Here is a 23,902-nt window from a genome sequence, read left to right as displayed (position 1 = left end):
CCTCGACGAAGGTCTCTCCTAGTGCCGGGCCGGCGGACGCGCGGCGCGCGCCCGCGGATCGCTCACATGCTGCGCCGGTACTGCCCACCCACTTCAAACAGTGCCGCGGTGACCTGTCCCAGCGAGCACACCCGCACCGCGTCCATCAGCACGTCGAAGACGTTGCCGTTGGCGATCACCGCCTGCTGCAGCCGCTTGAGCATCGCCGGCGCCTCGGCCGCATGGCGCGCGTGGAAATCGCCCAGGCGCGCCAGCTGACCCTGCTTCTCCTCCTCGGTCGAGCGCGCCAGCTCGATGTGGTCCGGCACCGGGTCGCCGTGCGGGTTGCGGAAGGTGTTCACGCCGATGATCGGGTACTCGCCGGTGTGCTTGAGCATCTCGTAGTGCATCGACTCTTCCTGGATCTTGCCGCGCTGGTAGCCCGTCTCCATCGCGCCCAGCACGCCGCCGCGCTCGGCGATGCGCTCGAACTCGGTCAGCACCGCCTCCTCGACCAGCTCGGTGAGCTCGTCGATGATGAACGCGCCCTGGCTGGGGTTCTCGTTCTTCGCCAGGCCCCACTCGCGGTTGATGACCAGCTGGATCGCCATCGCGCGGCGCACCGATTCCTCGGTCGGCGTGGTGATCGCCTCGTCATAGGCGTTGGTGTGCAGCGAGTTGCAGTTGTCGTAGATCGCGATCAGCGCCTGCAGCGTGGTGCGGATGTCGTTGAAGGCGATCTCCTGCGCATGCAGCGAGCGGCCCGAGGTCTGGATGTGGTACTTCAGCTTCTGGCTGCGCTCGTTGGCGCCGTACTTGTCGCGCATCGCCACCGCCCAGATGCGGCGCGCGACGCGGCCCAGCACGGTGTACTCGGGGTCCATGCCGTTGCTGAAGAAGAAGCTCAGGTTGGGCGCGAAGTCGTCGATGTGCATCCCGCGCGCGAGATAGGCCTCGACGAAGGTGAAGCCGTTGGACAGCGTGAACGCCAGCTGCGAGATCGGGTTCGCGCCCGCCTCGGCGATGTGATAACCGCTGATCGACACCGAGTAGAAGTTGCGCACGTCGTGGTTGACGAAATACTGCGCGATGTCGCCCATCACCTTCAGCGAGAACTCGGTCGAGAAGATGCAGGTGTTCTGGCCCTGGTCCTCCTTGAGGATGTCCGCCTGCACCGTGCCGCGCACGTTGGCCAGCACCCAGGCGCGGATCTTGGCGGCCTCGTCGGCGGTCGGGTCGCGGCCGTTGTCGGTCTTGAACTTCACGAGCTGCTGGTCGATCGCGGTGTTCATGAACATCGCCAGGATCGAGGGCGCCGGGCCGTTGATCGTCATCGACACCGAGGTCGTCGGGTGGCAGAGGTCGAAGCCGTCGTACAGGACCTTCATGTCGTCCAGCGTCGCGATGCTGACGCCGGAGTTGCCGACCTTGCCGTAGATGTCGGGCCGCGGCGCGGGATCGGCGCCGTAGAGCGTGACCGAGTCGAAGGCCGTCGACAGCCGCTTGGCCGGCAGGCCCTCCGACACCAGCTTGAAGCGCCGGTTGGTGCGGAAGGCGTCGCCCTCGCCGGCGAACATGCGGGTGGGGTCCTCGCCCTCGCGCTTGAACGCGAACACGCCGGCCGTGTACGGGAAGCTGCCCGGCACGTTCTCCAGCATCAGCCACTTCAGCAGTTCGCCCTGGTCCTCGTACGGTGGCAGCACGACCTTGCGGATGCGCGTGCCCGACAACGAGGTCGACACCAGCGCCGTGCGGATCTCCTTGTCGCGGATCTTCACGACGTACTCGTCGCCGGCGTAGGCCTGCTGCATGTCGGGCCACTGCGCGAGCAACTGGCGCGCGTCGGCGTCGAGCTTCGCCTGACGCGAGGTGGCGAGTGCTTCAAGCGTGGACAGCGACGCGGCATGAGCCTGGATATCGCCGCCGGCTCCGGCGCTGCCGAGCATCGCGGCGCTGGCGGCCAGCTGCTGGATCTCGCGGGCCAGGCGCGCTTGCGCGCGGGCCCGCTTCTTGTATGAGCGCACCGTGTCGCCGATCTCGGCGAGGTAACGCGAACGCGCCGGCGGCACGATCGGTGTCTGGTGCGTGCTGAAGCGCGTGGCGGCGATCGGCAGGCGGCCGTCGCCGTCTCGCAAAGGCAGGCCGAGTTCGGCCAGACGCGGCTTCAGCGCCTGGTAGAGCGCGGTGACGCCGTCGTCGTTGAAGCGGCTGGCCATGGTGCCGAAGACCGGCAGTTCCTCCGCCTTCTTCCCCCAGGCCTCCTTGTTGCGCTGCACCTGCTTGGCGACGTCGCGCCACGCGTCGGCCGCGCCCTTGCGGTCGAACTTGTTGATCGCGACGAACTCGGCGAAGTCCAGCATGTCGATCTTCTCGAGCTGGCTGGCCGCGCCGAACTCCGGCGTCATCACGTACATCGGCACGTCGACGTGCGGCACGATGGCCGCGTCGCCCTGGCCGATGCCGGAGGTCTCGACGATGACAAGGTCGAAGCCCGCGACCTTGGCCGCGGCGATCACGTCGGGCAGCGCCTGCGAGATCTCGGAGCCGAAGTCGCGCGTCGCGAGCGAGCGCATGTAGACGCGTTGACCCGCGGCCCAGGGCGCGATCGCGTTCATGCGGATGCGGTCCCCCAGCAGCGCGCCGCCGCTCTTGCGGCGCGACGGATCGATGGAGATCACGGCGATGCGCAGCGCGTCGTCCTGGTCCAGGCGCAGGCGGCGGATCAGTTCGTCGGTCAGCGAGGACTTGCCCGCGCCGCCGGTGCCGGTGATGCCCAGCACGGGCGTGCGCAAGCCCTTGGCGGCATCGCGCAGCGCCTGCGTGAAGCTCGCATCGGCGCGACCGTTCTCCAGCGCCGTGATCGCCTGCGCGAGCGCGCGCCAGGCGCTTTCCGAATGGCCTTGCAGCGCGGCCACGGCCTTGGGCGCGGCGGCGCTGAGGTCCTGGTCGCAGCGCATGACCATCTCGCCGATCATGCCCATCAGGCCCATGCGCTGGCCGTCCTCTGGGCTGAAGATGCGCACGCCCTGGTCGGCCAGGTCGCGGATCTCGGCCGGCACGATCACGCCGCCGCCGCCGCCGAAGACCTGGATCTTCTCGCCGCCGCGCTGGCGCAGCAGCTCCACCATGTACTTGAAGTATTCGACGTGGCCGCCCTGGTAGGAGCTGACTGCGATGCCCTGCGCGTCTTCCTGCAACGCGGCGGTGACGACCTCGTCCACCGAGCGGTTGTGGCCCAGGTGGATGACCTCCGCGCCCATGCTCTGCAGGATGCGCCGCATGATGTTGATCGCCGCGTCGTGCCCGTCGAACAGGCTGGCGGCGGTCACGAAGCGGACCTTCTGGGTGGGGCGGTACTCGGCCAGGGCCTTGTACTCGGCGGACATCTCGGTCATGACGTGTGTCTCCGGCTGGGGGCGCGGTCGCCTGCGGTGGAGAGGATGGTCCCGCCGCGGCGCCTGTCGTGGGTCGACCCCTTTTGGGGATCGATGTTGCGCGCCGATTCTAGATTCCGGTTGACGTTTACGTAAACGTGAGATGTCCGGGGTTGTTCACCCGCGAAGGGCGGGGAATCCCTAGGGTGCCGGTTGATCCGAGCGATGGCGGCGACGCGAGCGTCCCAGCGCGAGCAGCGCCAGCCCGGCGACCATCAGCGCCCAGGTGCCCGGTTCGGGGACCGTCGCCGCAGCCAGCGAGGCGGCGTAGTTGATGCCGACGTCGTTGAAGGCGGTCACGTCCGCCATCGGGCGGCCCTGCGCATCGGTGACGCCGACGATCCCGTCCCAGCTGAAGCTGTGGGAGAAGTCGGTCAGCCCGGCGCCCCAGGCGGTGATGCGCGAGTCGGTGTCGGTCAGGCCGACCACGGCCGTCGCATAGAGCGAGCTGCGCCACTGGATGTCCACTGCTTCGCCGAAGGTGACGGGCACGGTGTACGTGAAGGTGCCGACACCCTCGCCGGAGGCATAGCGGCTGCGCTCGCCGTTGTAGAAGTAGTTGACCTCGTAGCTGTCGACGCGGAACGGCGACGTGGTGGCCGCATTCAGCGTGAGCGCCGTCTGCCAGGAGGTCTCCCCGCCATAGACCCCGCCCGGCCCCTCCAGGACGGCGGCGTAGCCGTCGGGCCAGCGCACGCCGTCGACGACGATGCGGAAGCTCATCGTGCCGGTCGTCCCGGACACGCAGGCGGGGCAGGTGATCGCGAAGCGGTCGCTCCATCCGCCTCCCACCACCGCGGAGCCCACGGCGACCCCGGAGCCGTCGCGGCTGTCGAGGAAAGCGCTGGCCTGCGCCTTCAGGCGCGCGTTGCCATAGGTGAACTCGCCGCGCGCCTGGGCCTGCGCGACGCTGCTGTGGCCCGGCGCCTCGCCGTCGGCGGCGGTCACGACTTGCGCGAAGAGCGGTGATTCGGCGAAGCGCTCCTCCAGCCGCCGCTCGTCCTGCTCGGAACTCGTGCGGCTGATGCCGTTGCCCCAGGTCCAGAAGTTGGCGCCCTGCGCGCCGGCGGCGGTGCCGATCAGCAGCGCGGCCAGCGCGCCTTGGCGCCATGCGGTGGCGGGCTTCACGCGCAGAGCTCCGGCGCACGGCCGCGCCCGCGCGCGGTCCGTCCCCACGCGCCCATCGCCAGCAGGCCGAGGGCCATCAGCGCCCAGGTGCCGGGTTCTGGCACGGCGGCGGCCGCGGCTGCGGCGAAAGAATACCGGTAGTCGATGCCCGCGGCGTTCAGCGCGGTGAATTCGCGCAACGGCACGCCGTTCGAGTCGACCACGCCATCGAAGCCGTCCCAGAACGTGGAGCGGGAGAGGTCCGCGGTCGACATCGCCCAACCGTCGACCGAAGGCTGGCCCTGTTCCGACACGACGGCCATCACGCCGGCGCTGCTGTGCAGCTCGAGGTGGATGGGCTGGCCGAAGATGAAGAACACCGTCATGTGGCGATAGCCCGGGCCGAACGACGCATCGCCAAAGGTCTCGGTGTAGTCGTTGTAGAGGATGTCCATCCGCTGCCCGCCCTCGAACACGCGGCCGGGGTTGTTCGGCGGGAAGGGCTCGCCGTGGGGCCAGTCAGGTGGTGGCGTGTCCCAGGGCACGCCTTCGGCTTCGACGCTGACCCCGGCGCCGCGGTCGACATAACCGGCATGGAGCGCGTCGGGGCTGTCCACACCGCCGGCCAGGTGCGTGATGCCGTCGACGTAGACCCGCGCCGAGAAGTAGCCGAGCGTGCCGGCCACGCAGCCGTCGCAGTCGATCACGAAGCTGTCGCGGCTGATGGCCGACGACGAGCCCCAGGCCTCCGCGGCCTGTTCCGGCAAGGTCGTCGACAGCTGGCTCGCGCCCTGCGCGAAGGCCTGGGCGTAGCCGTAGCCGGCGCGTCCCCAGGTCGAGAGCTGCACGCTGCCCGCGAGGTCGGCGGTCTGCGCCATCTGCGACAGCGCGCCGTCGACGCGCACGTTGCGCAGGCTGCCTTCGCGCGTCTGCGTCAGTTGCTGCCCCGCGAGCGAGGTCGTGAGCGTCTGGCTGGTGAGGAACTCCGGTGCCTGAGCTTGCGCCAGCATCGGCGCCCCTGCGATGGGAATGGCGATGGCGCCAACGGACAACGCCGTCGTCAGCGCCGATCGCGCATGGCGACGCAAGCGCCAGCCCAGCAGCGCCAGGCCTGCTGCCATCAGCGCCCAGGTGCCCGGCTCCGGCACGGCTGCCGCGTTGGCGAACGAGCGTGCGTAGTCGACGCCCGTGGCGTTCAGCGCGGTGAAGCCGTTGACCGCGTTGCCCTGCGCGTCGACCACGCTGGTGATGCCATCCCAGTACATGCTGCGCGTCGCGTCGGTCTCCATCGCGCCGTGCCCGCTGAACGGCGTCGTGTTCTCGCCGGTGTAGACGCCGCCGAGCACGACCGCGCTCAGGCTCATGTCGAGCCGGATCGGCTCGCCGAAGACGAACTGGATCGACAGCTCCTGCAAGCCGGCCGACACGCGCGGACTTTCCTCGATGCCGGGGACGTCGTTGTGCAGCGTTTCCAGACGGTAGAACTGGAAGCCCAGCTGGCCGGGGTTCGGCGGCCCGGGCACGTCGGGGGGCGATGGATTCGGCACGCCTTGCGCGTTGATCCCGAACCCGGTCCACCAGTTGGTGTCGGCGAGGTAGCCGCCGGTCTGCGAGACCGGCTGGCCGAGTCCGCCTTCGCGCGCGGTGGCGGCGTCGAAGAAGACGCGGAAGTTCATCGAGCCCACGGTCCCCGCCGCGCAGCCGCCGCACTGGATGACGAAGCTGTCGGTCAGCGTCGCGGTGATGCTGCCCAGCACGTAGGTGCTCTGGTCCGGCGCCTGGGCCGTGAGCGCCGTCGAGCCCTTGGCGAAAGCCTGCAGGTGACCGTAACGCGCCGCGCCCCAGCCTTCGATGCGTGCATCCGAGAACAGCGACGCGTCGCTGAAGCCGATCGCATCGCTGAAGCGGCGCACTTCGCCGGCAGACGTGAAGGCGCTGCGCTGGTCCATCCGGCTGGGCGCGCCGGGTGCGACCAGTTGGTAGTCGTAGTTCACCTCGAAGGACGTCGGGGACTGCGCCTGGGCAAGGTGGCCGACGCCCGGACCCAGCAGGCCCCCGCAGGCCGCGACCAGCGCGGCGAACCGGGGCGTTGACCTTGACCTCGACGATGAGGCCGCATCGACGTGCCGCGAGCGCCGACGCCCGGCGATCAGCGCCAGCATCACCAGCCCGACCGCCATCAACGCCCACGTCCCGGGCTCCGGCACGACCGCCGCGGTGGCGAACGAGCGCGCGTAGTCGAGGCCTGCGGCGTTCAGCGCGGTGAACTCGTTGACCACGTTGCCCTGCGCGTCGAGCACGGTGGCAATGCCGTCCCAGTACATGCTGCGTGTCGCATCGGTTGCCATCTCGCCGTGTGCGCTGAAGGGCGTGCCTTCCGGCGGCGAGTAGGTGCCGCCGAACACCACCGCGCTCAGGCTCATCTCGAGCCGGATCGGCTCGCCGAAGACGAACTGGATCTGCTTCGACTCTGCATTGAACGACTCCTGCACACGCGACTCCACGTCGTAGACGTCGTTGTGCAGCTTCTCGAGTTGGTAGAAATCGCGCCAGAGCTGCCCGGGGTTCTGGCCGACCCAGCCGCTACCGGGATCGGGCGGCGGATCGGGAACGCCGGCGGCACTGAGGGACAGTCTGGTCCCCCAGCTCGTGTCCGCCATGTAGATGCCGCCCTCGGCCACCGGCTGACCCAGTCCGCCCGTGCGCGCCATGGCGACATCGGCGAAGACGCGGAAGGTCATCGATCCCAGGGTGCCCGCCGCGCAGGTGCCACATTGGATGACGAAGGTGTCGGTCAGCGAGCTCGTGACGGTCCCCAGCACGGAGGTGCCTTGATCGCTGGCCTGCGATGCGAGCGACGTCGAACCTTTGGCATAGGCCTGGAGGTGACCGTTGCGCGCCACGCCCCAGCCTTCGGTACGGGCGTCCGAGGACAGATTGGCGCTGCTGACGCCGATCGCATCCTCGAATCTGACAACCTCGCCGGAGACGGTCGCGCCGCCGCCTCGGACGTCGCGTGACGTCGTGCCGAACGCTTCCAGCTGGTGGCGGTAGGTCACGTCGAAGGACTGCGCCGGGGCAAGGCCCGCCACGCCGAGGACGCCCAGAAGTACGCCCGACAGGGCGCGCAGGTGCGCGCCCCTGCGTCCTGCGGAGATCGTGCGCTTTGCCGCGTTCCGGGCCGGTGTGCCGTCATGTCGACCTCGTCGAGCCCGGGTAACCGCTCCGAGCATCAAGAGCCCGGCCGCCATCAACGCCCAGGTGCCGGGCTCCGGCACCAGCGCTGCGTTGGCGAAGGACTGCGCGTAGTCGACGCCGACGCCGTTCTTCGCGGTGAACCCGTTCACCAGATTGCCGTTGGCATCGGTGACGGCGGAGATCCCGTCCCAGTAGAAGCTGTTGGAGAAGGCGGCGTAGCCCATCGCGCTCAGCGCGCCGATGGCATTGCCGTCGCCCGCCCGCAGGTCGGCCGAGGACGATGCGCTGGCCAGCCAGTTCATGTGGATGGGGCTGCCGAACTCGAATTCGAGCTGGTAGTCGTAGATGCCCATGCCTTCGCGCGAGCCGCCGGCCACGATGTCGTCGTTGACCATCGCCCGGTAGTCGTAGGCGAACAGCGCCAGCGTGCCGGGGCCGGGGAAGTCCATGGCGACGCCCTCGGCGCGCATCGACAGGTTGCTGCTCCAGTAGTACTGCGTGGTCCGGGCCGCGCCTGGGATCGGTTGACCGCCGAGGCTGGTGGACGAATTGTTCAGACCCACGTCGCCCTCCAGCACGACCCGGAAGTTCATCGTGCCGCGCGTGCCGGCGACGCAGGTGGGGCAGGCAACGACGAAGCTGTCGGCCATCGACGCGCTGGCGTTGGATTCGGCGTGCAGCCCGGGCTGATCGCCCGACACGGAAGTCTGGTTCGTCGACGAGCGGGAGACGAAGACCAGGTGACCGTAGCTCGCGCTCGCGTAGGAGATGGCATTGGTGTTCTGAAGGACCCCGGGCACGGCGTCGTACAGGATGAGGTCGGTGCCGGCCCACACCGGCGAGCTGCCCGATCGGGGATCGCCGCCGCCCTGCTGCACGTTCTTCGTCGCGGTCTGGCTGGACGCTCCGGCCCCGGCGGTGAATTCGGCGGCGCAGACCGCGCCGCCGCCCAGCGACAGCAGTGCGATCAGCAGGGCCTGGCGACCCACGCGACGCGGGAGGTGGTGCGGAATCCCGTGTGGGATCAAATGCGTTGAAAGGCGCATGGTCATCTCCCTGGCGGCGTGACCGCCGCTCGCCGCGACAGTACGGCGAAGCGCCGGTTTGCGCGGCCCCTTCTTGGCAGGACCCTGGGCACGCCGGTTGCGATGGTTCAGGAGCGTGCCTTGCCCGGCATCCCGGCGTGGAAGCGGCCGGACTCGGCATGGAACTTGCGCCGTGATCGGCGTGAAGCCGCCGCCCGCCCCCGATGCCAGCCCGCCGCCCGCGCATGCCGCGCATGCCGGCTTGCGCGTGCTGCTCATCGACGACGGCGCCCATCGCGTCGACCTGCTGCGCGATGAACTGGTGCGCCAGGGCTGCGAGGTCGTCGGCGTCATCGAGCAGGCCACGCTGATCCACGACTGCGTGCTGCGCCTGCAACCGGACGTCGTCATCGTCGACGCCGAATCGCCGACGCGCGACACGCTCGAGAACCTCGCCACGCTGTCGACGAAGATGCCGCGCCCCGTCGTGATCTTCGCGGAGGACGAGGACCGCGCCCCGATGCGCCGCGCGATCCAGGCCGGCGTCAGCGCGTATGTCGTGGCAGGGTTGCAGACGCAGCGGCTCGCGCCCGTGCTGCACGTGGCGATCGCGCGCTTCGAGCAGGACCTCGCGCTGCGCGAGGAACTCAGCAGGACGCAGGCGCAACTGGCTTCGCGCAAGCTCGTCGACAAGGCCAAGGGCATCCTGATGCGCGAACAGGGCCTGGACGAGGACCAGGCCTACCAGCGCCTGCGCAAGCTCGCGATGGACCGCGGCGAAGCGCTCGCGCAGGTCGCCCGGCGCGTGATCGACGCGCACGATCTGTTGCGAGGCTGAACGCACCGCAACGGCGCATCCGTGCCGCGAGACAGTGCATCGCGACGGACTTCGGCGTGCCTGTCCGCCTGCTTCCTCCGGGGCCGCGTCGTATCGACCTCGTGGCACGCTTCCTGCAATGCCCTGCTCGTGCCCTCGCAACGGCGTGAGGGTCACATCGAAAGATTTGGGCAAAGGCGTCCGATCGGTTCCGCTTCGACGAAGCGGGACGGTCGCGACGCCTTTTTTGTTTTTCCCCCGGAGGTCTTGAATGCAACACGGTTCCCAGGAGGGTCTGATGAGCGCTGAGCGTCGCAAGCTGCTCGCCACCGGCGCGGCGCTGGGCGGGCTGTCCGCGCTGCCGGGCGGCGGCGCGTTCGCCGCCGGCTCCGACAAGCCGGAGAAGGAGGAGGTCCGCATCGGCTTCATCCCGCTGACCGACTGCGCGTCGGTGGTGATGGCCGCCGCGCTGGGCTTCGACAAGAAGTACGGCATCAAGATCATCCCGACCAAGGAAGCTTCCTGGGCCGGCGTGCGCGACAAGCTCGTCAACGGCGAGCTCGACATGGCGCACGTGCTCTACGGCCTGATCTATGGCGTGCAGCTGGGCGTGGCCGGTCCGAAGAAGGACATGGCCGTCCTGATGACCCTGAACAACAACGGCCAGGCGATCACGCTGTCGAAGAAGCTGGCCGAGGCCGGCGCGGTGGACGCGGCCTCGCTGGCCAAGGTCATGAAGAAGGACAAGCGCGACTACACCTTCGCGCAGACCTTCCCGACCGGCACGCACGCGATGTGGCTCTACTACTGGCTGGCCGCCGCGGGCGTGAACCCGATGAAGGAGGCCAAGGTCATCACCGTGCCGCCGCCGCAGATGGTGGCCAACATGCGCGTGGGCAACATGGACGGCTTCTGCGTCGGCGAGCCCTGGAACCACCGCGCCATCATCGACGGCATCGGCATCACCGCCGCCACCACGCAGGACATCTGGAAGGACCATCCGGAGAAGGTGCTCGGCACCACCGGCGACTTCGTCAAGAAGTACCCCAACACCGCGCGTGCCGTGATCATGGCGGTGCTCGAGGCCGGCCGCTGGATCGACGCCAGCCTGTCCAACAAGCAGAAGATGGCCGAGACCATCGCCGACAAGGCCTACGTCAACACCAGCGTCGACGCGATCAACCAGCGCATCCTGGGCCGGTACCAGAACGGCCTGGGCAAGACCTGGGACGACCCCAACTACATGAAGTTCTTCAACGACGGCCAGGTCAACTTCCCCTGGTTGTCCGACGGCATGTGGTTCCTGACGCAGCACAAGCGCTGGGGACTGATCAAGGAGCATCCGGACTACCTGGGCGTCGCGCGCCAGGTGAACCAGGTCGAGCTCTACAAGCAGGCGGCATCGGCGCTCGGCGTGTCGGTGCCGAAGGAGACGATGCGCTCGGCGAAGCTGTTCGACGGCGTCGTCTGGGACGCCAAGGATCCCGCCAAGTACGCGGACGCCTTCAAGGTCCGCGCATGACGGGCTTCCTCACCTCTCCCTTCTGATCGATGCAGGAGTCCGCCATGGTCAGTGCCGTTTTTCATTCCCCCGGCGATGCGAACGGTGAGCCGGTCACCGTCTCCGTCGCGACGCCCCTGCCGCTGGCGCGCGACGCGGCCAACGAGCCGGTCGCCAAGCCGGTCCCCGCGCGGCCGCCGCGCGCCGGCATCGACTGGCGCGCGGTCTGGATGCGCGTGCTGCCGCCGGTGTGCGGGCTTGGCCTGCTCTGGCTGGTCTGGTACGTCGCGACGATGAAGGGCGGCGAGTTCCCGACGCCGGGTGCGACGTGGGACGCCGCGGTCAAGCTGTTCGCCGATCCGTTCTATCGCAACGGGCCGAACGACCAGGGCATCGGCTGGAACATCCTGAACTCGCTGCAGCGGGTGGCGCTGGGCTTCGGTCTTGCGGCGGCGGTCGGCATCCCGCTGGGCTTCATCATCGGCCGCTTCGAATTCGCGAGCCGCATGCTGTCGCCGCTGATCAGCCTGCTCAAGCCGGTGTCGCCGCTGGCGTGGCTGCCGATCGGCCTGCTCGTGTTCAAGAGCGCCAACCCGGCGGCGATCTGGACCATCTTCATCTGCTCGATCTGGCCGATGGTCGTCAACACCGCGGTGGGCGTGCAGCGCGTGCCGCAGGACTACCTGAACGTCGCCCGCGTGTTGCGCCTGTCCGAATGGAAGCTGGTGACGCGCATCCTCTTCCCCGCCGTGCTGCCCTACATGCTGACCGGCGTGCGGCTGTCCGTCGGCACCGCGTGGCTGGTGATCGTCGCGGCCGAGATGCTGACCGGCGGCGTCGGCATCGGCTTCTGGGTCTGGGACGAGTGGAACAACCTCAACGTGCAGCACATCCTCATCGCGATCTTCGTGATCGGGATCGTGGGCTTGTTGCTGGAGTGGTTCCTGATGACCCTCGCCAAGCGCTTCTCTTTCGATGACTAGGCCCACCCCCTACCGGCTTCGCCGGCCCCCTCAAGGGGGCGAGCCCGGTGGCCTGGCGGAGCCAGTTCCACGGGCTCCGCTTGATATGTCGGCCCGGTCCCGGGCCTCTTGATCCGAGGAGACTTCGATGAGTCCGTTCATTCGTGTGCAGCAGGCCGAGATGGTCTTCTCCAGCCGCAAGGGCCGCTTCCATGCGCTGCGCGAGATCGACCTCGACATCGCCAAGGGTGAGTTCGTGACGCTGATCGGCCATTCGGGCTGCGGCAAGTCGACGCTGCTGAACCTGATCGCCGGCCTGCTGCAGCCCACCGACGGCGGCCTGCTCTGCGACGGTCGCGAGATCGCCGGCCCCGGCCCCGAGCGCGCGGTCGTGTTCCAGAACCACTCGCTGCTGCCGTGGCTGACCTGCTTCGATAACGTGCTGCTGGCGGTGGAGTCGGTCTTCGGCAGCCGCGAACTGCGACCGCGCCTGATGGCGCGCACCGAGGAGGCGCTGCACCTCGTCGGCATGAGTCACGCGATGTTCAAGCGGCCGCACGAGATCTCCGGCGGCATGAAGCAGCGCGTGGGCATCGCGCGGGCGCTGGCGATGGAGCCCAAGGTGCTGCTGATGGACGAGCCCTTCGGCGCGCTGGACGCGCTGACGCGCGCGCACCTGCAGGACGAGCTGCTGAAGATCGTCGCCGCGACGCACAGCACGGTGGTCATGGTCACGCACGACGTGGACGAGGCGGTGCTGCTGTCCGACCGCATCGTCATGATGACCAACGGCCCGGCGGCCACGATCGGTGAGATCCTGCCCGTCACGCTGCCGCGGCCGCGCGACCGCGTCGCGCTCGCCGAGGACCCGACCTACGTCCATGCGCGCAAGGCGGTGATCGACTTCCTCTACACGCGGCATCGGCACGTGGAGTCGCGGGCCGCTTGACTGCGTGAGTCAGCTGGCCCTCACCCCCGCCCTCTCCCGCAAGCGGGAGAGGGTGTCCGACGGGCTCCATTCGCGGCGCTGGCTCTCTTTCTCCCTCTCCCGCTTGCGGGAGAGGGTAGGGGTGAGGGCCAGCGGCCGTGGCAGTCCTGAAGCCCTCAACCCAGGATGATCTGCAGACTCTGTTGGTAATGCACCGTGAGCAGTTCCAGCCGATCGAGCAGCACCTCGCTGCTGCGCGCCAGCCCTTCGGCCGCTTCGCGGCCGTGGGCGTGGCGCACGCTGCGCATCAGCCGCAGCCATTCGGCGCCGACCTCGGCCAGCAGTGCGCGGATCGCGTCGCTCGATAGCGGCGAAGATTCCAGTTCCGCGAGACCCGCGGCGAAGCGATCCAGGCTGTCGATCAGCACCGCCGTGTCGCGACCCGGCAGCAGGTCCGCGAGCAGGGCCTCCTTCGCCAGTTGCTGGCTCAGCATGCGCTGCCGTCCACAGACATTGACGACGTGCAGCGGCTTGCCGCCGCCCGAGGCCGCGAGTGCCGTGGCCAGCGCGTCGGACTGCGTCAGCAGGTCTTGCGCGGCGACATCGGCGGCCGCCAGCGCCTCGGTGCCGGGCTTGCCGGCGAGCAGGGGCTCCAGCCGGTGCCAGGCGTTGATCACGGGGTCGACGAGGTGGGCCGGTGTGCCCGTCGACGGCGGCAGGCCCGCCACCAACGCGGGCAGTCGGGCCAGATTGGCGGTGACGCGCGCGCAGGACTCGTCCTGCAGCGCCTTGGCGCGCTTGCCCTCGATGCCGGCGGCGCGCTGGGCCATCAGCTTCACCAGCCGCTGGCTGAGCATGCGCTGCTGGCCGGCGAGGTTCACCGCCTCCGCCAACTGGGCCGACTGCACGACCGACCGCGCCACCTCGCCCAGCCGCAGGTGCGCGTGCATCGCCGCATCGCGCAGCAGCCGGAAGGCGGCGTCTTCATCGAGGTCGCGGGCCGACATCAGCAGGCCCTTGGCGCGATCGGTCCACTTGCGGTCGTCCAGCTGCGCCCGCAGCGCCGCGAAGCGGGCGCATGCCCCGACCGCCCAGCGCAGCTGGCGACGCAGCGCGGCGGGTTCCGGCATCGATTCGAGGAGCACCTGCACGCCGACCGACATCGCGCGCTGCTGGAACTCGACGGGCATCCGATCGGCGCCGGGCGCCACGCACACACCCGGCAGGTTCAGCTGGGCGGCCTCCAGGGCGTCGAACCAGTCCGACCAGTCCGGCACCATCGACCGCGCCGCGGTCGACCGATCCGACGCGCTCGCAGGCGACACGCTCGCAGGAGACGCGCCGAGGTCGAGCACGAACGCCTCCGCGTCCCGTTCCTGTGCGGCGCGCACCAAGCTGTCGCGTTCCGACTGGTGCACGGCTGCCGCAATCCAGTGCGCGGCGGGGTCGCCCGCCAGCGCGGCGGCGCCGAGCAGCAGGACGCGGCGGGGCAGCGTCGCGTCGTCGTCGGCGGGATCGGCATCGGGTCGGGCGAGGGGCTCGGACATGGGGCTGACAGAGGAGGGCGGCGACGGTCTCCGGCCATCGACGGACGGTCCGGCGGAGCGCCGCAGCATAAGCCTGTACCGGTCCGGCGTTGAAGAAATACCGACCGCCGCGCGCGCTGGCATGCGACTTGCGAAGTCTCCGGCGTGGCGCAACGACGCGCCGCACCCGCGCGGGGCTCCGGTCCCGCGGTCTTCGCGCCGGATCGCCCGCGATCCGATGCCTCATCCGTCAGAAGGCCTCGCCGAGCCCCGCGCTCGACGCGGCCTTTTTTCGTTTCCAGCCCCCCACAGCAATTCCGCCATGGCAGCGTTCCGCACCTTCCTGCGCTCCGGCCACGCCCCGACCCTCGGCGCGGCGTTCCTGTACTTCGCCTGCTCCTGCTGCATCTGGGTGCTCAACGGCGCGCTCGCGCCCTTCATCAGCGAGGCCTACCAGCTCACCGCCGCGCAGAAGGGGCTGATGCTGTCGATCCCCATCATGGCCGGCGCCCTGATGCGCTTCCCGCTGGGCGTGCTGTCGCAGTACATCGGTCGCAAGAACGCGACGCTGGTGGAGATGGCGCTGATCGCCGTCGCCATGAGCTACGGCTACTTCATGGTCGAGAGCTACGGCGATCTGCTCGCGATGGGCGTGCTGCTGGGCATCGCCGGCGCGAGCTTCGGCGTGGCGATGTCGCTGGGGTCGGGCTGGTACCCGCCGAAGTACAAGGGCCTGGCGATGGGCCTGGTCGGCGCGGGCAACGTCGGCACCGCGGTGTCGGTGCTGGTGGCCCCGCCGCTGGCGCAGTGGCTGGGCTGGCAGAGCGTCTACGCGATCGCCGCCGCCGCGATCGCGGTGCCGATGGTCGTGATGGTGGTCTTCGCGAAGGAGCCGCCGGACGTCGACGCCCACGCCGGTCTGCGCGAGCACGTCGCCTGCCTGTTCGAGAAGGACGGCTGGGCCTTCAGCCTGCTGTACGCGGTGACCTTCGGCGGCTTCATCGGCCTCACCACCTTCCTGCCCACCTACTACCACGACCAGTTCGGCGTCTCCAAGATCGCCGCCGGTCAGTTGACGATGCTGGCGGCGTTCATGGGCGCGGCGGTCCGTGTCTTCGGCGGCGCGCTCTCGGACCGCTGGGGCGGCGTCAATGCGCTGACGGTGGTGTTGGCGATGGTGACGGTCTCGCTGCTGCTCATCGGGCCGGCCAACGGCTCGCTGGTGCTGACGACGGTGCTGCTGGTGGTCTGCTTCGGCGCGCTGGGCGCGGGCAACGGCGCGCTGTTCCAGCTGGTGCCGCTGCGCTGGCCCGCGGCCACCGCGGTGGCCGGTTCGATGATCGGCGAGATCGGCGCCCTCGGCGGCGGCGCGGTCCCCAACCTCATGGGCCTGTCCAGGCAATGGGCCGGCACCTACGCCTGGGGCTTTGCGGCCTTCGCCGTCTTCGCGCTCGCGATGCTCGGCCTGCTGCGCGTGATGCAGGCCCGCTGGACCCGCACCTGGGTCGGCGCCGGCGGCCGCGCGCATCCCTCTGCGTCCACCGAGACGCCTCTCTCACTCCCTCTCCCGCTTGCGGGAGAGGGCAGGGGTGAGGGCCCGGCTCTCCCGACCGCCACCTTCCGCATGGAGCGCTCCGCATGAACGCCACCACCGAACTCGCGCCTCTGAACACCCCAGCCGGAGCCCCTGCCATGAAGAAGATGAAGCTCGTGATGATCGGCAACGGCATGGCCGGCGTGCGCACGCTGGAAGAGCTGCTGAAGATCTCCCCCGACCTGTACGACATCACCGTCTTCGGGGCGGAGTCCCATCCCAACTACAACCGCATCCTGCTCAGCCCGGTGCTGGCCGGCGAGCAGACGCTCGACGAGATCATCCTGAATCCGCTGTCCTGGTACGAGGACAACGGCATCACGCTGCACCTGGGCAAGACGGTGACGACCATCGACCGGGTCCGCCGCAAGGTGGTCGCCGACGATGGCACCGAGGCCGAATACGACCGTCTGCTGATCGCCACCGGTTCCAACCCGTTCATCCTGCCGGTGCCCGGCAAGGAGCTCGCGGGCGTGATCGGCTACCGCGACATCACCGACACCAACACGATGATCGAGGCGGCCGCGAAGTACCGCCACGCCGTGATCATCGGCGGCGGGCTGCTGGGCCTGGAGGCGGCGAACGGCCTGATGCTGCGCGGCATGCAGGTCACGGTGATCCACATCGCCGGCTGGCTGATGGAACGCCAGCTTGACGACCAGGCCGGCGACCTGCTGCGCAAGTCGCTGCAGGAACGCGGCCTGCGCTTCCGGATGGGCGCGCAGACGGAGGCGCTGATCGGCGACAAGGACGGCCGCGTGATGGCCGTGCGTTTCAAGGACGGCGAGGAGATCCCCGCCGACCTCGTCGTGATGGCCGCCGGCATCCGTCCCAACACCGCGCTGGCCGAGCGCGCCGGCCTGCACTGCCAACGTGGCATCGTCGTCACCGACACGCTGCAGACGGTCACCGATCCCCGCGTGTACGCCGTCGGGGAATGCGCCGCGCACCGCGGCATCGCCTACGGTCTCGTGGCGCCGCTGTTCGAGCAGGGCAAGGTCTGCGCGAACCACCTGGCGCAGTTCGGCATCGGCCGCTATCTCGGCAGCCAGACCAGCACCAAGCTGAAGGTCACCGGCATCGACCTGTTCTCGGCCGGCGACTTCATGGGCGGCGAGGGCACCGAGGAGATCGTGATGAGCGATCCCTTCGCCGGCGTCTACAAGAAGCTCGTCATCAAGGAGGACCAGCTGGTCGGCGCCTGCCTCTATGGCGACACCGTCGACGGCAGCTGGTACTTCAAGCTGCTGCGCGAGGGCCGCAAGATCGGCGACATCCGGGACAAGCTGATGTTCGGCGAGAGCAACATCGGCGACGTCGGCCACCAGGGGCACAACAAGGCGGCCGCGATGGCCGACAGCGACGAGGTCTGCGGCTGCAACGGCGTCACCAAGGGCGCCGTCTGCAAGGCGATCAAGGAGAAGGGCCTGTTCACGCTGGAGGAGGTGCGCAAGCACACCAAGGCCAGCGCGAGCTGCGGCTCCTGCACGGGGCTGGTCGAGCAGCTGCTGATGTTCACGGCCGGCGGCGACTACTCGTCGGCGCCGAAGAAGAAGGCGATCTGCGGCTGCACCGACCTGAGCCACCAGGAGGTGCGCGACGCCATCTTCGACGAGCACCTGATCAAGCTCGGCGACGTCTACGCGCGCCTGAACTGGAAGACGCCCAACGGCTGTGCGACCTGCCGGCCGGCGCTCAACTACTACCTGCTCTCGTCGTGGCCCAAGGAGGCCGTGGACGATCCGCAGTCGCGCTTCATCAACGAGCGCAGTCACGCGAATATCCAGAAGGACGGGACCTACTCGGTGATCCCGCGGATGTGGGGCGGGGAGACGACCGCCGACGAGCTGCGCCGGATCGCCGACGCCGTCGACAAGTACAAGATCCCGACGGTGAAGGTGACCGGCGGCCAGCGCATCGACCTGCTGGGCGTGCGCAAGGAGGACCTGGTCGACGTCTGGCGCGACATCGGCATGCCCAGCGGCCATGCCTACGCCAAGGCGCTGCGCACGGTGAAGACCTGCGTCGGCTCCGAGTGGTGCCGCATGGGCACGCAGGACAGCACGCAGATGGGCAAGGACCTGGAGCGCGCGATGTGGCGGATGTATGCGCCGCACAAGGTCAAGTTCGCCGTCAGCGGTTGCCCGCGCAACTGCGCCGAGGCCGGCATCAAGGACGTCGGCATCATCGGCGTGGACTCCGGCTGGGAGATGTACGTCGCGGGCAACGGCGGCATCAAGACCGAGGTGGCGCACTTCCTCGTCAAGCTCAAGACCTCGGAAGAGGTCATGGAATACACCGGCGCCTTCATGCAGCTCTACCGCAAGGAGGGCTGGTACCTCGAACGCACCGTGCACTACGTGAGCCGCGTGGGCCTGGACCATGTGAAGCGCCGCATCCTCGACGACGCCGAGGGGCGCAAGGCGCTGTGGGCCGAGCTGCAGTTCGCGCTCGACGGCGAGCCGGATCCGTGGTTCGAGTTCGCGAAGGCCCAGGTCGACGTGCGCCAGTTCGAGCCGGTCGCCACCGTTCAAGCGTGAGGAACATCCCATGACGAACTGGATCTCCGTCTGCACCGTGGCCGATATTCCCGTGCTGGGCTCGCGACGCGTCGCCCGCGAAAAGGGCCCGCAGGTCGCGCTGTTCCGCACCGCCGACGACCGCGTCCATGCCTTGCTCGATCGCTGCCCCCACAAGGCGGGGCCGCTCAGCCAGGGCATCGTCTTCGGCAACGCGGTCGCGTGTCCGCTGCACAACTGGACCATCGCGCTGGAGAACGGCTGCGCCCGCGAGCCGGATGAAGGCCGCACGCCGGTTTTCCAGGTGAAGGTCGAGGACGGCTTCGTGCTGCTGGACCGCGATGAACTGGACACGGTCGGCATCGATCTGCCGCCGGTGAAGGCCGGCCCCTGCACTCGGGTGGCCTGCTGAGAGGCCGATGGCGATGAGCCCGGACGTCCGCACCACGCGCTCGACCTGCCCGTACTGCGGCGTGGGCTGCGGCGTGCTGATCGACGCGACGGGGGACGGCGCGGACGCCCGGATCGTCGGCGTGCGCGGCGATCCGGCGCATCCGGCCAACTTCGGCCGCCTCTGCACCAAGGGCTCGACCTTGCACCTGACCGCGACGCCGATGGTGCGCGCGCAGCAGCGCTTGCTGCAGCCGGCATGGCGGGCGACGCGCGACGCGCCGCTCCAGCCGGTGGCCTGGGACACCACAACGCAGCGTCTCGCCGATCGATTGCTGGCGATCCGGACGGAGCACGGCCCGGACGCGATCGGCTTCTACATCTCGGGTCAGTTGCTGACCGAGGACTACCACGCGTTCAACAAGCTGGCGCGCGCGCTGATCGGCACCAACAACATCGACAGCAACTCGCGGCTGTGCATGAGCTCGGCGGTCGTGGGCTACAAGCAGTCGTTGGGCGCGGATGCGCTGCCCACCTGCTACGACGACCTGGAGCAGACGGACTGCCTGTTCATCGCCGGCGCCAACACGGCATGGGCGCATCCGATCCTGTTCCGCCGCATCGAGGCGGCGCGCACCGCGCGCCCGGCGATGAAGATCATCGTCGTCGACCCGCGCCGCACCGAGACCGCCGAGTTCGCCGACCTGCACCTGGCGCTGAAGCCCGGCAGCGACATCGCGCTGTTCCACGGGATGCTGCACGCGGCGATCTGGGAGGGCTGGATCGACGCCGCGTTCATCGAGCGGCACACGAGCGGCTTCGACGCGTTGAAGGCGCTGGTGCGCACGACCACGCCGGCCGAGTCGGCGCGGCTGACCGGACTGAAGGAAACGGACATCCTGCAGGCGGCGCAGTGGTTCGCGCGGTCGCCGTCGACGCTGTCGCTGTACTGCATGGGCCTGAACCAGAGCAGCAGCGGCGCGGCGAAGAACACGGCGCTGATCAACCTGCATCTCGCGACCGGCCAGATCGGCCGCGCGGGCGCGGGGCCCTTCTCGCTCACGGGCCAGCCGAATGCGATGGGCGGTCGCGAAAGCGGCGGCATGGCGACGCTGCTGCCGGGTCATCGCGACCCGGGCAACGCCGCGCATCGTGCGGAGGTGGCGGCGCTGTGGGGCGTTGACGCCTTGCCGGAGCGGCCGGGCAAGACGGCGGTCGAGCTGTTCCAGGCGGCGGCGCGTGGCGAGCTCAAGGCGTTGTGGATCGCGTGCACGAACCCGGCGCAGTCGATGCCCGACCAGGCGCTGGTGCGCGCGGCGCTGGAACGCTGTGAGCTGGTGATCCTCCAGGAAGCTTTCGCGGGCACGGCGACGGCGGCGTTCGCCGACGTGGTGCTGCCGGCGGCGACCTGGGCGGAGAAGGAAGGCACGGTCACCAACAGCGAGCGCCGCATCAGCCGCGTGCGTGCGGCGCTTCCGGCGGCCGGCGAGTCGCGCGCCGACTGGCGCATCGTGCGGGACGTCGCTCGCCGCATGGAGACTGCATTGCGACCGGGGCAGGCCTCGCTTTTCGCCTGGGACCGGGAGGAGCAGCTCTGGCTGGAGCATCGCGAGGCGACGCTCGGACGGGACCTGGACATCGGCGGCTTGAGCTACCCGATGCTGGAAGAGGCACCCCGCCAGTGGCCCTGGCCCGCGGGCGCGAACGCGGCGAAGGCCAGGCTCTACGAGGACGGCGAGTTCGCTCACCCGGACGGCCGGGCGCGCTTCATCACGAAGCCCTTCGCGCCGACCGCGGAGGTGCAGGACGCCAGGTTCCCGATGGCGCTGAGCACCGGACGTCTGCGTGACCAGTGGCACGGCATGAGTCGGAGCGGCACGGTCGCCAGGCTCTTCGCTGGCGAGCCGGGGCCGGCGGTGGCGATGCACCCGCAGGACATCGACCGGCGCGGCTTGACGGCCGCTTCCCTGGTCCGCGTGCGGTCGCGGCGCGGCGAACTGATCGTGCCGCTTCGCGCGGACGAGGGCGTCGGCGCACAACAGGCGTGGCTGCCCATGCACTGGGGCAGCGAGTTCCTCGGCGGGCGCGGCTTGTCGGGCATCAATGCGCTGACACAGCCGGCGTACTGTCCCGATGCGCGGCAGCCGGAGCTCAAGTTCACCGCCGTGGCCGTCGAGGCCGTCCAACTGCCGTGGCGCGTCTTCGGCGCTGCGTGGGTCGGCCCGGGCGAGGGCGCGGCGCTGCGCAGCCAGCTTCGCGCGTTGATGGCGGAGGCGGATTACGCCTGCTGCCTGCCAGGCCCCGCGCAGGACGCGCAGGAGGGACTGGATGCGATGGAGGGATGGAGCCTGGAACTCGCCTTCGCGGAGCCGCCACCGGCACCGGTGGTGCAGGCGCTGGCGGCGGTGCTGCAACTGAACGGCGTCGGTGTGTTGCGCTACGCCGATGGGCGCCGTGGGCGCAGTCGATCGTTGCGGCTCGACGGCGAAGGGACCGAGGCGAGGCTGCAATCGCTGATGCGCGTCGGCGAGGGCGGCGAAGCGGCCTGGCTCGACACGCTCTGGCGCGAGCGTGTGCCGGTGGCGCCGTTCGGGCGCCGCCTGCTGGCGCCCGATGCGGAGTCGCCCGCCGTGCCCGTCAGCCCGCAGGTCTGCAACTGTTTCAACGTGCGGGAAGACGCCATCGGCGCCTGCCTCCGGCGACTGCCGGAGGGCTCGCCCGAAACCCGTCTCGCCGCGCTGCAGGGCGAGTTGCGCTGCGGCACGCAGTGCGGCTCCTGTCTGCCGGCGCTGCGCCGCCTCGTGCACACCAAGGCACCGAGGCTGCCACCCGTCTCGAATGAAGTGAAGGAACCGACATGAGCCCGCTCGACGCCAGCCCACCTCTCGGTCATGCCGTTCGCACGCCCTGTGTGTCCCTCGTCGGCGCCGGACCGGGCGATCCGGAGTTGCTCACGGTCAAGGCGCTCAAGCGGCTGCAGCAGGCGGAGGTCGTGCTGACGGACGATCTCGTCGACCAGCGCGTGCTGGCGTGTCTGCCGGCCTCCGCGCGCGTGTTGCGCGTGGGCAAGCGCGGCGGCTGCGTGTCGACGGAGCAGCGCTTCATCCACGAACTGATGATCCGCGAAGCCAGGGCCGGCGCGCGCGTCGTTCGCTTGAAGGGCGGCGACCCGTTCGTGTTCGGACGCGGCGGCGAGGAAGTCGACGCGTTGCGCGAGGCAGGGATCGAGGTCGAGGTGATCAACGGCCTGTCCGCCGGGCTGGCGGCGCCGGCGTCGGTCGGCGTGCCGGTCACGGACCGGCGCTGCACGCCGGGCGTGGCCTTCGTGACCGGGCACAACGGCGAGCATGGCGTCGCACCGGACTGGGCGGCGCTGGCGCGCAGCCGGCTCACGCTGGTCGTGTACATGGGTCTGACGCGCGCCGCGGTCATCGCCCAGTCCCTGCAGGACGGCGGACTGGCCGCCGGCACGCCGGCGGTGATCGTCAGCGCCGCGCACACGCCGCGTCAGCGCGAGTGCTTCACGACGCTCGCCGACCTGCCTGCCGCGATCGAGCGCGAACGTCTGCCGAGTCCGGCGCTGCTGGTCATCGGCGACGTGGTGGCGCTGTCGCCGCAATGGCGAACGGACCTGGGCCTCGAGGGCTCGACGTCCGCCCCGGATGAAGTGGCCGCCGTGTCCGTCAGGGCCGCGACGGCCGCAACGGCCGCAATGGCCGATGGCATCGATGACTCACGCGTCGCCGCGCGCTTCCAGGCGGCGTAGTCTGAGCATGATCAGCATGCCGACGGTGAGCACGGCCGCGGTCAGCCACAGCGACGCGCTGTAGCTGCCGCTGGTCTGCGCCATCGCGCCCGCGAGCGCCGGCGCGGTGACCTGCGCGACGCCGTAGCTCAGGGTGAGGCGCGCCATCGCCTTGCCGGGATTGCCGGGCGAGCGCCGTCCCACGAGCGCGAGCGTGAGGCTCACCAGCCCGATGAAGGTCGCCCCGTAGAGCAGCGCGCCGGTGAGCGCGGCGGCGAGGCCGCCGGACAGCATGGGCAGGACGACGGAGACGATCTGCAGCGCGAAGGCGGCGAGCAGCGCGTTGAGATCGCCGAAGCGGCGCGCCACGCGGTCCCACAGGAACACGGCCGGCGTGGCGGAGAGCCCGACCAGCAGCCACGCCCAAGGGCCCTGACCGTGAAGCAGCGGCTGGCGCTCGACGATGGTCACGGTGAACGTGGCGCTGATGACGAAGCCCCAGCCGGCGCAGAAGTAGCCGGCGATCATCCACCGCATCCAACGGGCGCTGGGCGCGCCGGCGGCGAGTGTCGCGGTCGCGGGCGGCGGGACGGGCGGACGCCACCACCAGGTGATCGCGAGCAGCGGCGCGCCGATGACGACGAAGCCCCACCAGTGACCGGCCCAGTCGAGCGCGAGCCGGTCCATCGCCATCGCGCCGATCGCGGAGACGACGATGCCCAGGCCCAGTCCCATGAAGTGGACGCCGAGTTCCGGGCGTCTGCCGGCGCGCATCAGGAAGCCCAGCACGAGGCCGGAGCCGAGCAGCATGCCGGCGGCGCCGCTGAGGCCGCCGAGGTAGCGTGAGACCGCCCACAGCGCCAGGTTGGGCGCGAGCGGCATCAGCGCGGTGGCGACGAGGCCGAGCAGCATGCCCCAGAAGTACAGCCGCGAGCGCCAGCGCGGATCGTCGATGAGCGCGGCGAGGACGGCGCCGCTCATGTAGCCGGCGTAGTTGACGGCGGCGAGCGTGCCGCCCATCGCGTCGCCGAGCGCGGCCTGCTGCTGCATCAACGGCAGCACCGGCGTGTAGGCGAAGCGCGCCAGGCCGATGCTCAGGATCAGACCGGCGATGCCGCCGGTGGAGACTTGCCAGGGATGGAGGGGGCTGGCGCTGCGCATCGCTCACGAATCGATG

Annotated in this window: 14 protein-coding genes; 9 read left to right on the top strand and 5 right to left on the bottom strand. The window is 69.8% G+C overall.

Annotation, left to right across the window (positions count from 1 at the left end; genetic code table 11):
• Positions 1–62: 62 nt before the first annotated feature.
• The 3 genes from icmF to AC07PR_RS19370 all read right to left on the bottom strand — a co-directional run bounded on the left by icmF (position 63) and on the right by AC07PR_RS19370 (position 8,764).
• Entirely contained in the window at positions 63–3,374 is a 3,312-nt protein-coding gene (icmF, locus tag AC07PR_RS19380) for a fused isobutyryl-CoA mutase/GTPase IcmF (RefSeq protein ID WP_495136240.1), read from the bottom strand.
• Positions 3,375–3,554: 180 nt separating this feature from the next.
• A complete protein-coding gene (locus AC07PR_RS19375) occupies positions 3,555–4,541 on the bottom strand; it encodes a PEP-CTERM sorting domain-containing protein (protein ID WP_495136239.1) in 987 nt (328 codons plus the stop codon).
• Positions 4,538–8,764, bottom strand: a complete 4,227-nt coding sequence (locus AC07PR_RS19370) for a PEP-CTERM sorting domain-containing protein (RefSeq protein ID WP_495136238.1) — start codon at positions 8,762–8,764, stop codon at positions 4,538–4,540. The genes AC07PR_RS19375 and AC07PR_RS19370 overlap by 4 nt, the downstream gene beginning before the upstream one ends.
• 172 nt (positions 8,765–8,936) lie before the next feature.
• Between AC07PR_RS19370 and AC07PR_RS19365 the strand changes: the two genes are divergently transcribed.
• The 4 genes from AC07PR_RS19365 to AC07PR_RS19350 all read left to right on the top strand — a co-directional run bounded on the left by AC07PR_RS19365 (position 8,937) and on the right by AC07PR_RS19350 (position 12,972).
• The gene (locus AC07PR_RS19365) at positions 8,937–9,581 is read left to right on the top strand and encodes an ANTAR domain-containing response regulator (RefSeq protein WP_483107960.1); all 645 of its coding nucleotides are present in this window, start codon (positions 8,937–8,939) and stop codon (positions 9,579–9,581) included.
• Between the two features lie 277 nt (positions 9,582–9,858).
• Positions 9,859–11,082, top strand: coding sequence for a CmpA/NrtA family ABC transporter substrate-binding protein (locus AC07PR_RS19360; RefSeq protein ID WP_483107959.1), 1,224 nt, complete (start codon positions 9,859–9,861; stop codon positions 11,080–11,082).
• A 44-nt stretch (positions 11,083–11,126) separates the two neighbouring features.
• Positions 11,127–12,044, top strand: coding sequence for a nitrate ABC transporter permease (gene ntrB, locus AC07PR_RS19355; RefSeq protein ID WP_377159807.1), 918 nt, complete (start codon positions 11,127–11,129; stop codon positions 12,042–12,044).
• Between the two features lie 127 nt (positions 12,045–12,171).
• Complete coding sequence (locus tag AC07PR_RS19350; RefSeq protein ID WP_483107958.1) at positions 12,172–12,972, top strand: ABC transporter ATP-binding protein; 801 nt, start codon at positions 12,172–12,174, stop codon at positions 12,970–12,972.
• A 155-nt stretch (positions 12,973–13,127) separates the two neighbouring features.
• Here the strand turns inward: AC07PR_RS19350 and AC07PR_RS19345 are convergent, their stop codons facing one another.
• Positions 13,128–14,498 (bottom strand): type IV pili methyl-accepting chemotaxis transducer N-terminal domain-containing protein, encoded by a 1,371-nt coding sequence (locus AC07PR_RS19345; RefSeq protein WP_495136237.1) that lies wholly within the window; start codon positions 14,496–14,498, stop codon positions 13,128–13,130.
• A 301-nt stretch (positions 14,499–14,799) separates the two neighbouring features.
• On the opposite strand from AC07PR_RS19345, the gene AC07PR_RS19340 reads away from it, so the two are divergent.
• Genes AC07PR_RS19340 through cobA form a run of 5 tightly spaced genes read left to right on the top strand, consistent with a single transcriptional unit; the run spans position 14,800 to position 22,746 of the window.
• Complete coding sequence (locus tag AC07PR_RS19340) at positions 14,800–16,119, top strand: MFS transporter (protein ID WP_495136236.1); 1,320 nt, start codon at positions 14,800–14,802, stop codon at positions 16,117–16,119.
• Positions 16,120–16,169: 50 nt separating this feature from the next.
• Positions 16,170–18,611: a nitrite reductase large subunit NirB gene (nirB, locus tag AC07PR_RS19335; RefSeq protein ID WP_483109309.1), complete on the top strand. Its 2,442-nt coding sequence runs from the start codon at positions 16,170–16,172 to the stop codon at positions 18,609–18,611.
• Positions 18,612–18,621: 10 nt separating this feature from the next.
• Complete coding sequence (gene nirD / locus AC07PR_RS19330; protein ID WP_495136235.1) at positions 18,622–19,002, top strand: nitrite reductase small subunit NirD; 381 nt, start codon at positions 18,622–18,624, stop codon at positions 19,000–19,002.
• A gap of 13 nt (positions 19,003–19,015) precedes the next feature.
• Positions 19,016–21,841, top strand: a complete 2,826-nt coding sequence (locus AC07PR_RS19325; RefSeq protein ID WP_495136234.1) for a nitrate reductase — start codon at positions 19,016–19,018, stop codon at positions 21,839–21,841.
• On the top strand, positions 21,838–22,746 hold the full coding sequence (gene cobA, locus AC07PR_RS19320; RefSeq protein WP_495136233.1) for a uroporphyrinogen-III C-methyltransferase: 909 nt from the start codon (positions 21,838–21,840) through the stop codon (positions 22,744–22,746). The genes AC07PR_RS19325 and cobA overlap by 4 nt, the downstream gene beginning before the upstream one ends.
• Here cobA and AC07PR_RS19315 read toward each other — a convergent pair.
• Entirely contained in the window at positions 22,714–23,886 is a 1,173-nt protein-coding gene (locus AC07PR_RS19315) for a YbfB/YjiJ family MFS transporter (RefSeq protein WP_495136232.1), read from the bottom strand. The genes cobA and AC07PR_RS19315 overlap by 33 nt on opposite strands.
• Positions 23,887–23,902: the final 16 nt, after the last annotated feature.

It is taken from the genome of Roseateles sp. GW821-FHT09H11 (assembly GCF_059415845.1).
Note: the sequence above shows the minus strand (reverse complement) of the source record. Positions and strands in the feature narration are given on the sequence as shown.

Excerpts from the sequence above, each read along its gene's own strand:
- icmF (WP_495136240.1), bottom strand. The coding sequence starts at position 3,374 with ATGACCGAGATGTCCGCCGAGTACAAGGCCCTGGCCGAGTACCGCCCC.
- AC07PR_RS19370 (WP_495136238.1), bottom strand. The coding sequence starts at position 8,764 with ATGCGCCTTTCAACGCATTTGATCCCACACGGGATTCCGCACCACCTC.
- AC07PR_RS19360 (WP_483107959.1), top strand. The coding sequence starts at position 9,859 with ATGAGCGCTGAGCGTCGCAAGCTGCTCGCCACCGGCGCGGCGCTGGGC.
- ntrB (WP_377159807.1), top strand. The coding sequence starts at position 11,127 with ATGGTCAGTGCCGTTTTTCATTCCCCCGGCGATGCGAACGGTGAGCCG.
- AC07PR_RS19350 (WP_483107958.1), top strand. The coding sequence starts at position 12,172 with ATGAGTCCGTTCATTCGTGTGCAGCAGGCCGAGATGGTCTTCTCCAGC.
- AC07PR_RS19345 (WP_495136237.1), bottom strand. The coding sequence starts at position 14,498 with ATGTCCGAGCCCCTCGCCCGACCCGATGCCGATCCCGCCGACGACGAC.
- AC07PR_RS19340 (WP_495136236.1), top strand. The coding sequence starts at position 14,800 with ATGGCAGCGTTCCGCACCTTCCTGCGCTCCGGCCACGCCCCGACCCTC.
- nirB (WP_483109309.1), top strand. The coding sequence starts at position 16,170 with ATGAAGAAGATGAAGCTCGTGATGATCGGCAACGGCATGGCCGGCGTG.
- nirD (WP_495136235.1), top strand. The coding sequence starts at position 18,622 with ATGACGAACTGGATCTCCGTCTGCACCGTGGCCGATATTCCCGTGCTG.
- AC07PR_RS19325 (WP_495136234.1), top strand. The coding sequence starts at position 19,016 with ATGAGCCCGGACGTCCGCACCACGCGCTCGACCTGCCCGTACTGCGGC.
- cobA (WP_495136233.1), top strand. The coding sequence starts at position 21,838 with ATGAGCCCGCTCGACGCCAGCCCACCTCTCGGTCATGCCGTTCGCACG.
- AC07PR_RS19315 (WP_495136232.1), bottom strand. The coding sequence starts at position 23,886 with ATGCGCAGCGCCAGCCCCCTCCATCCCTGGCAAGTCTCCACCGGCGGC.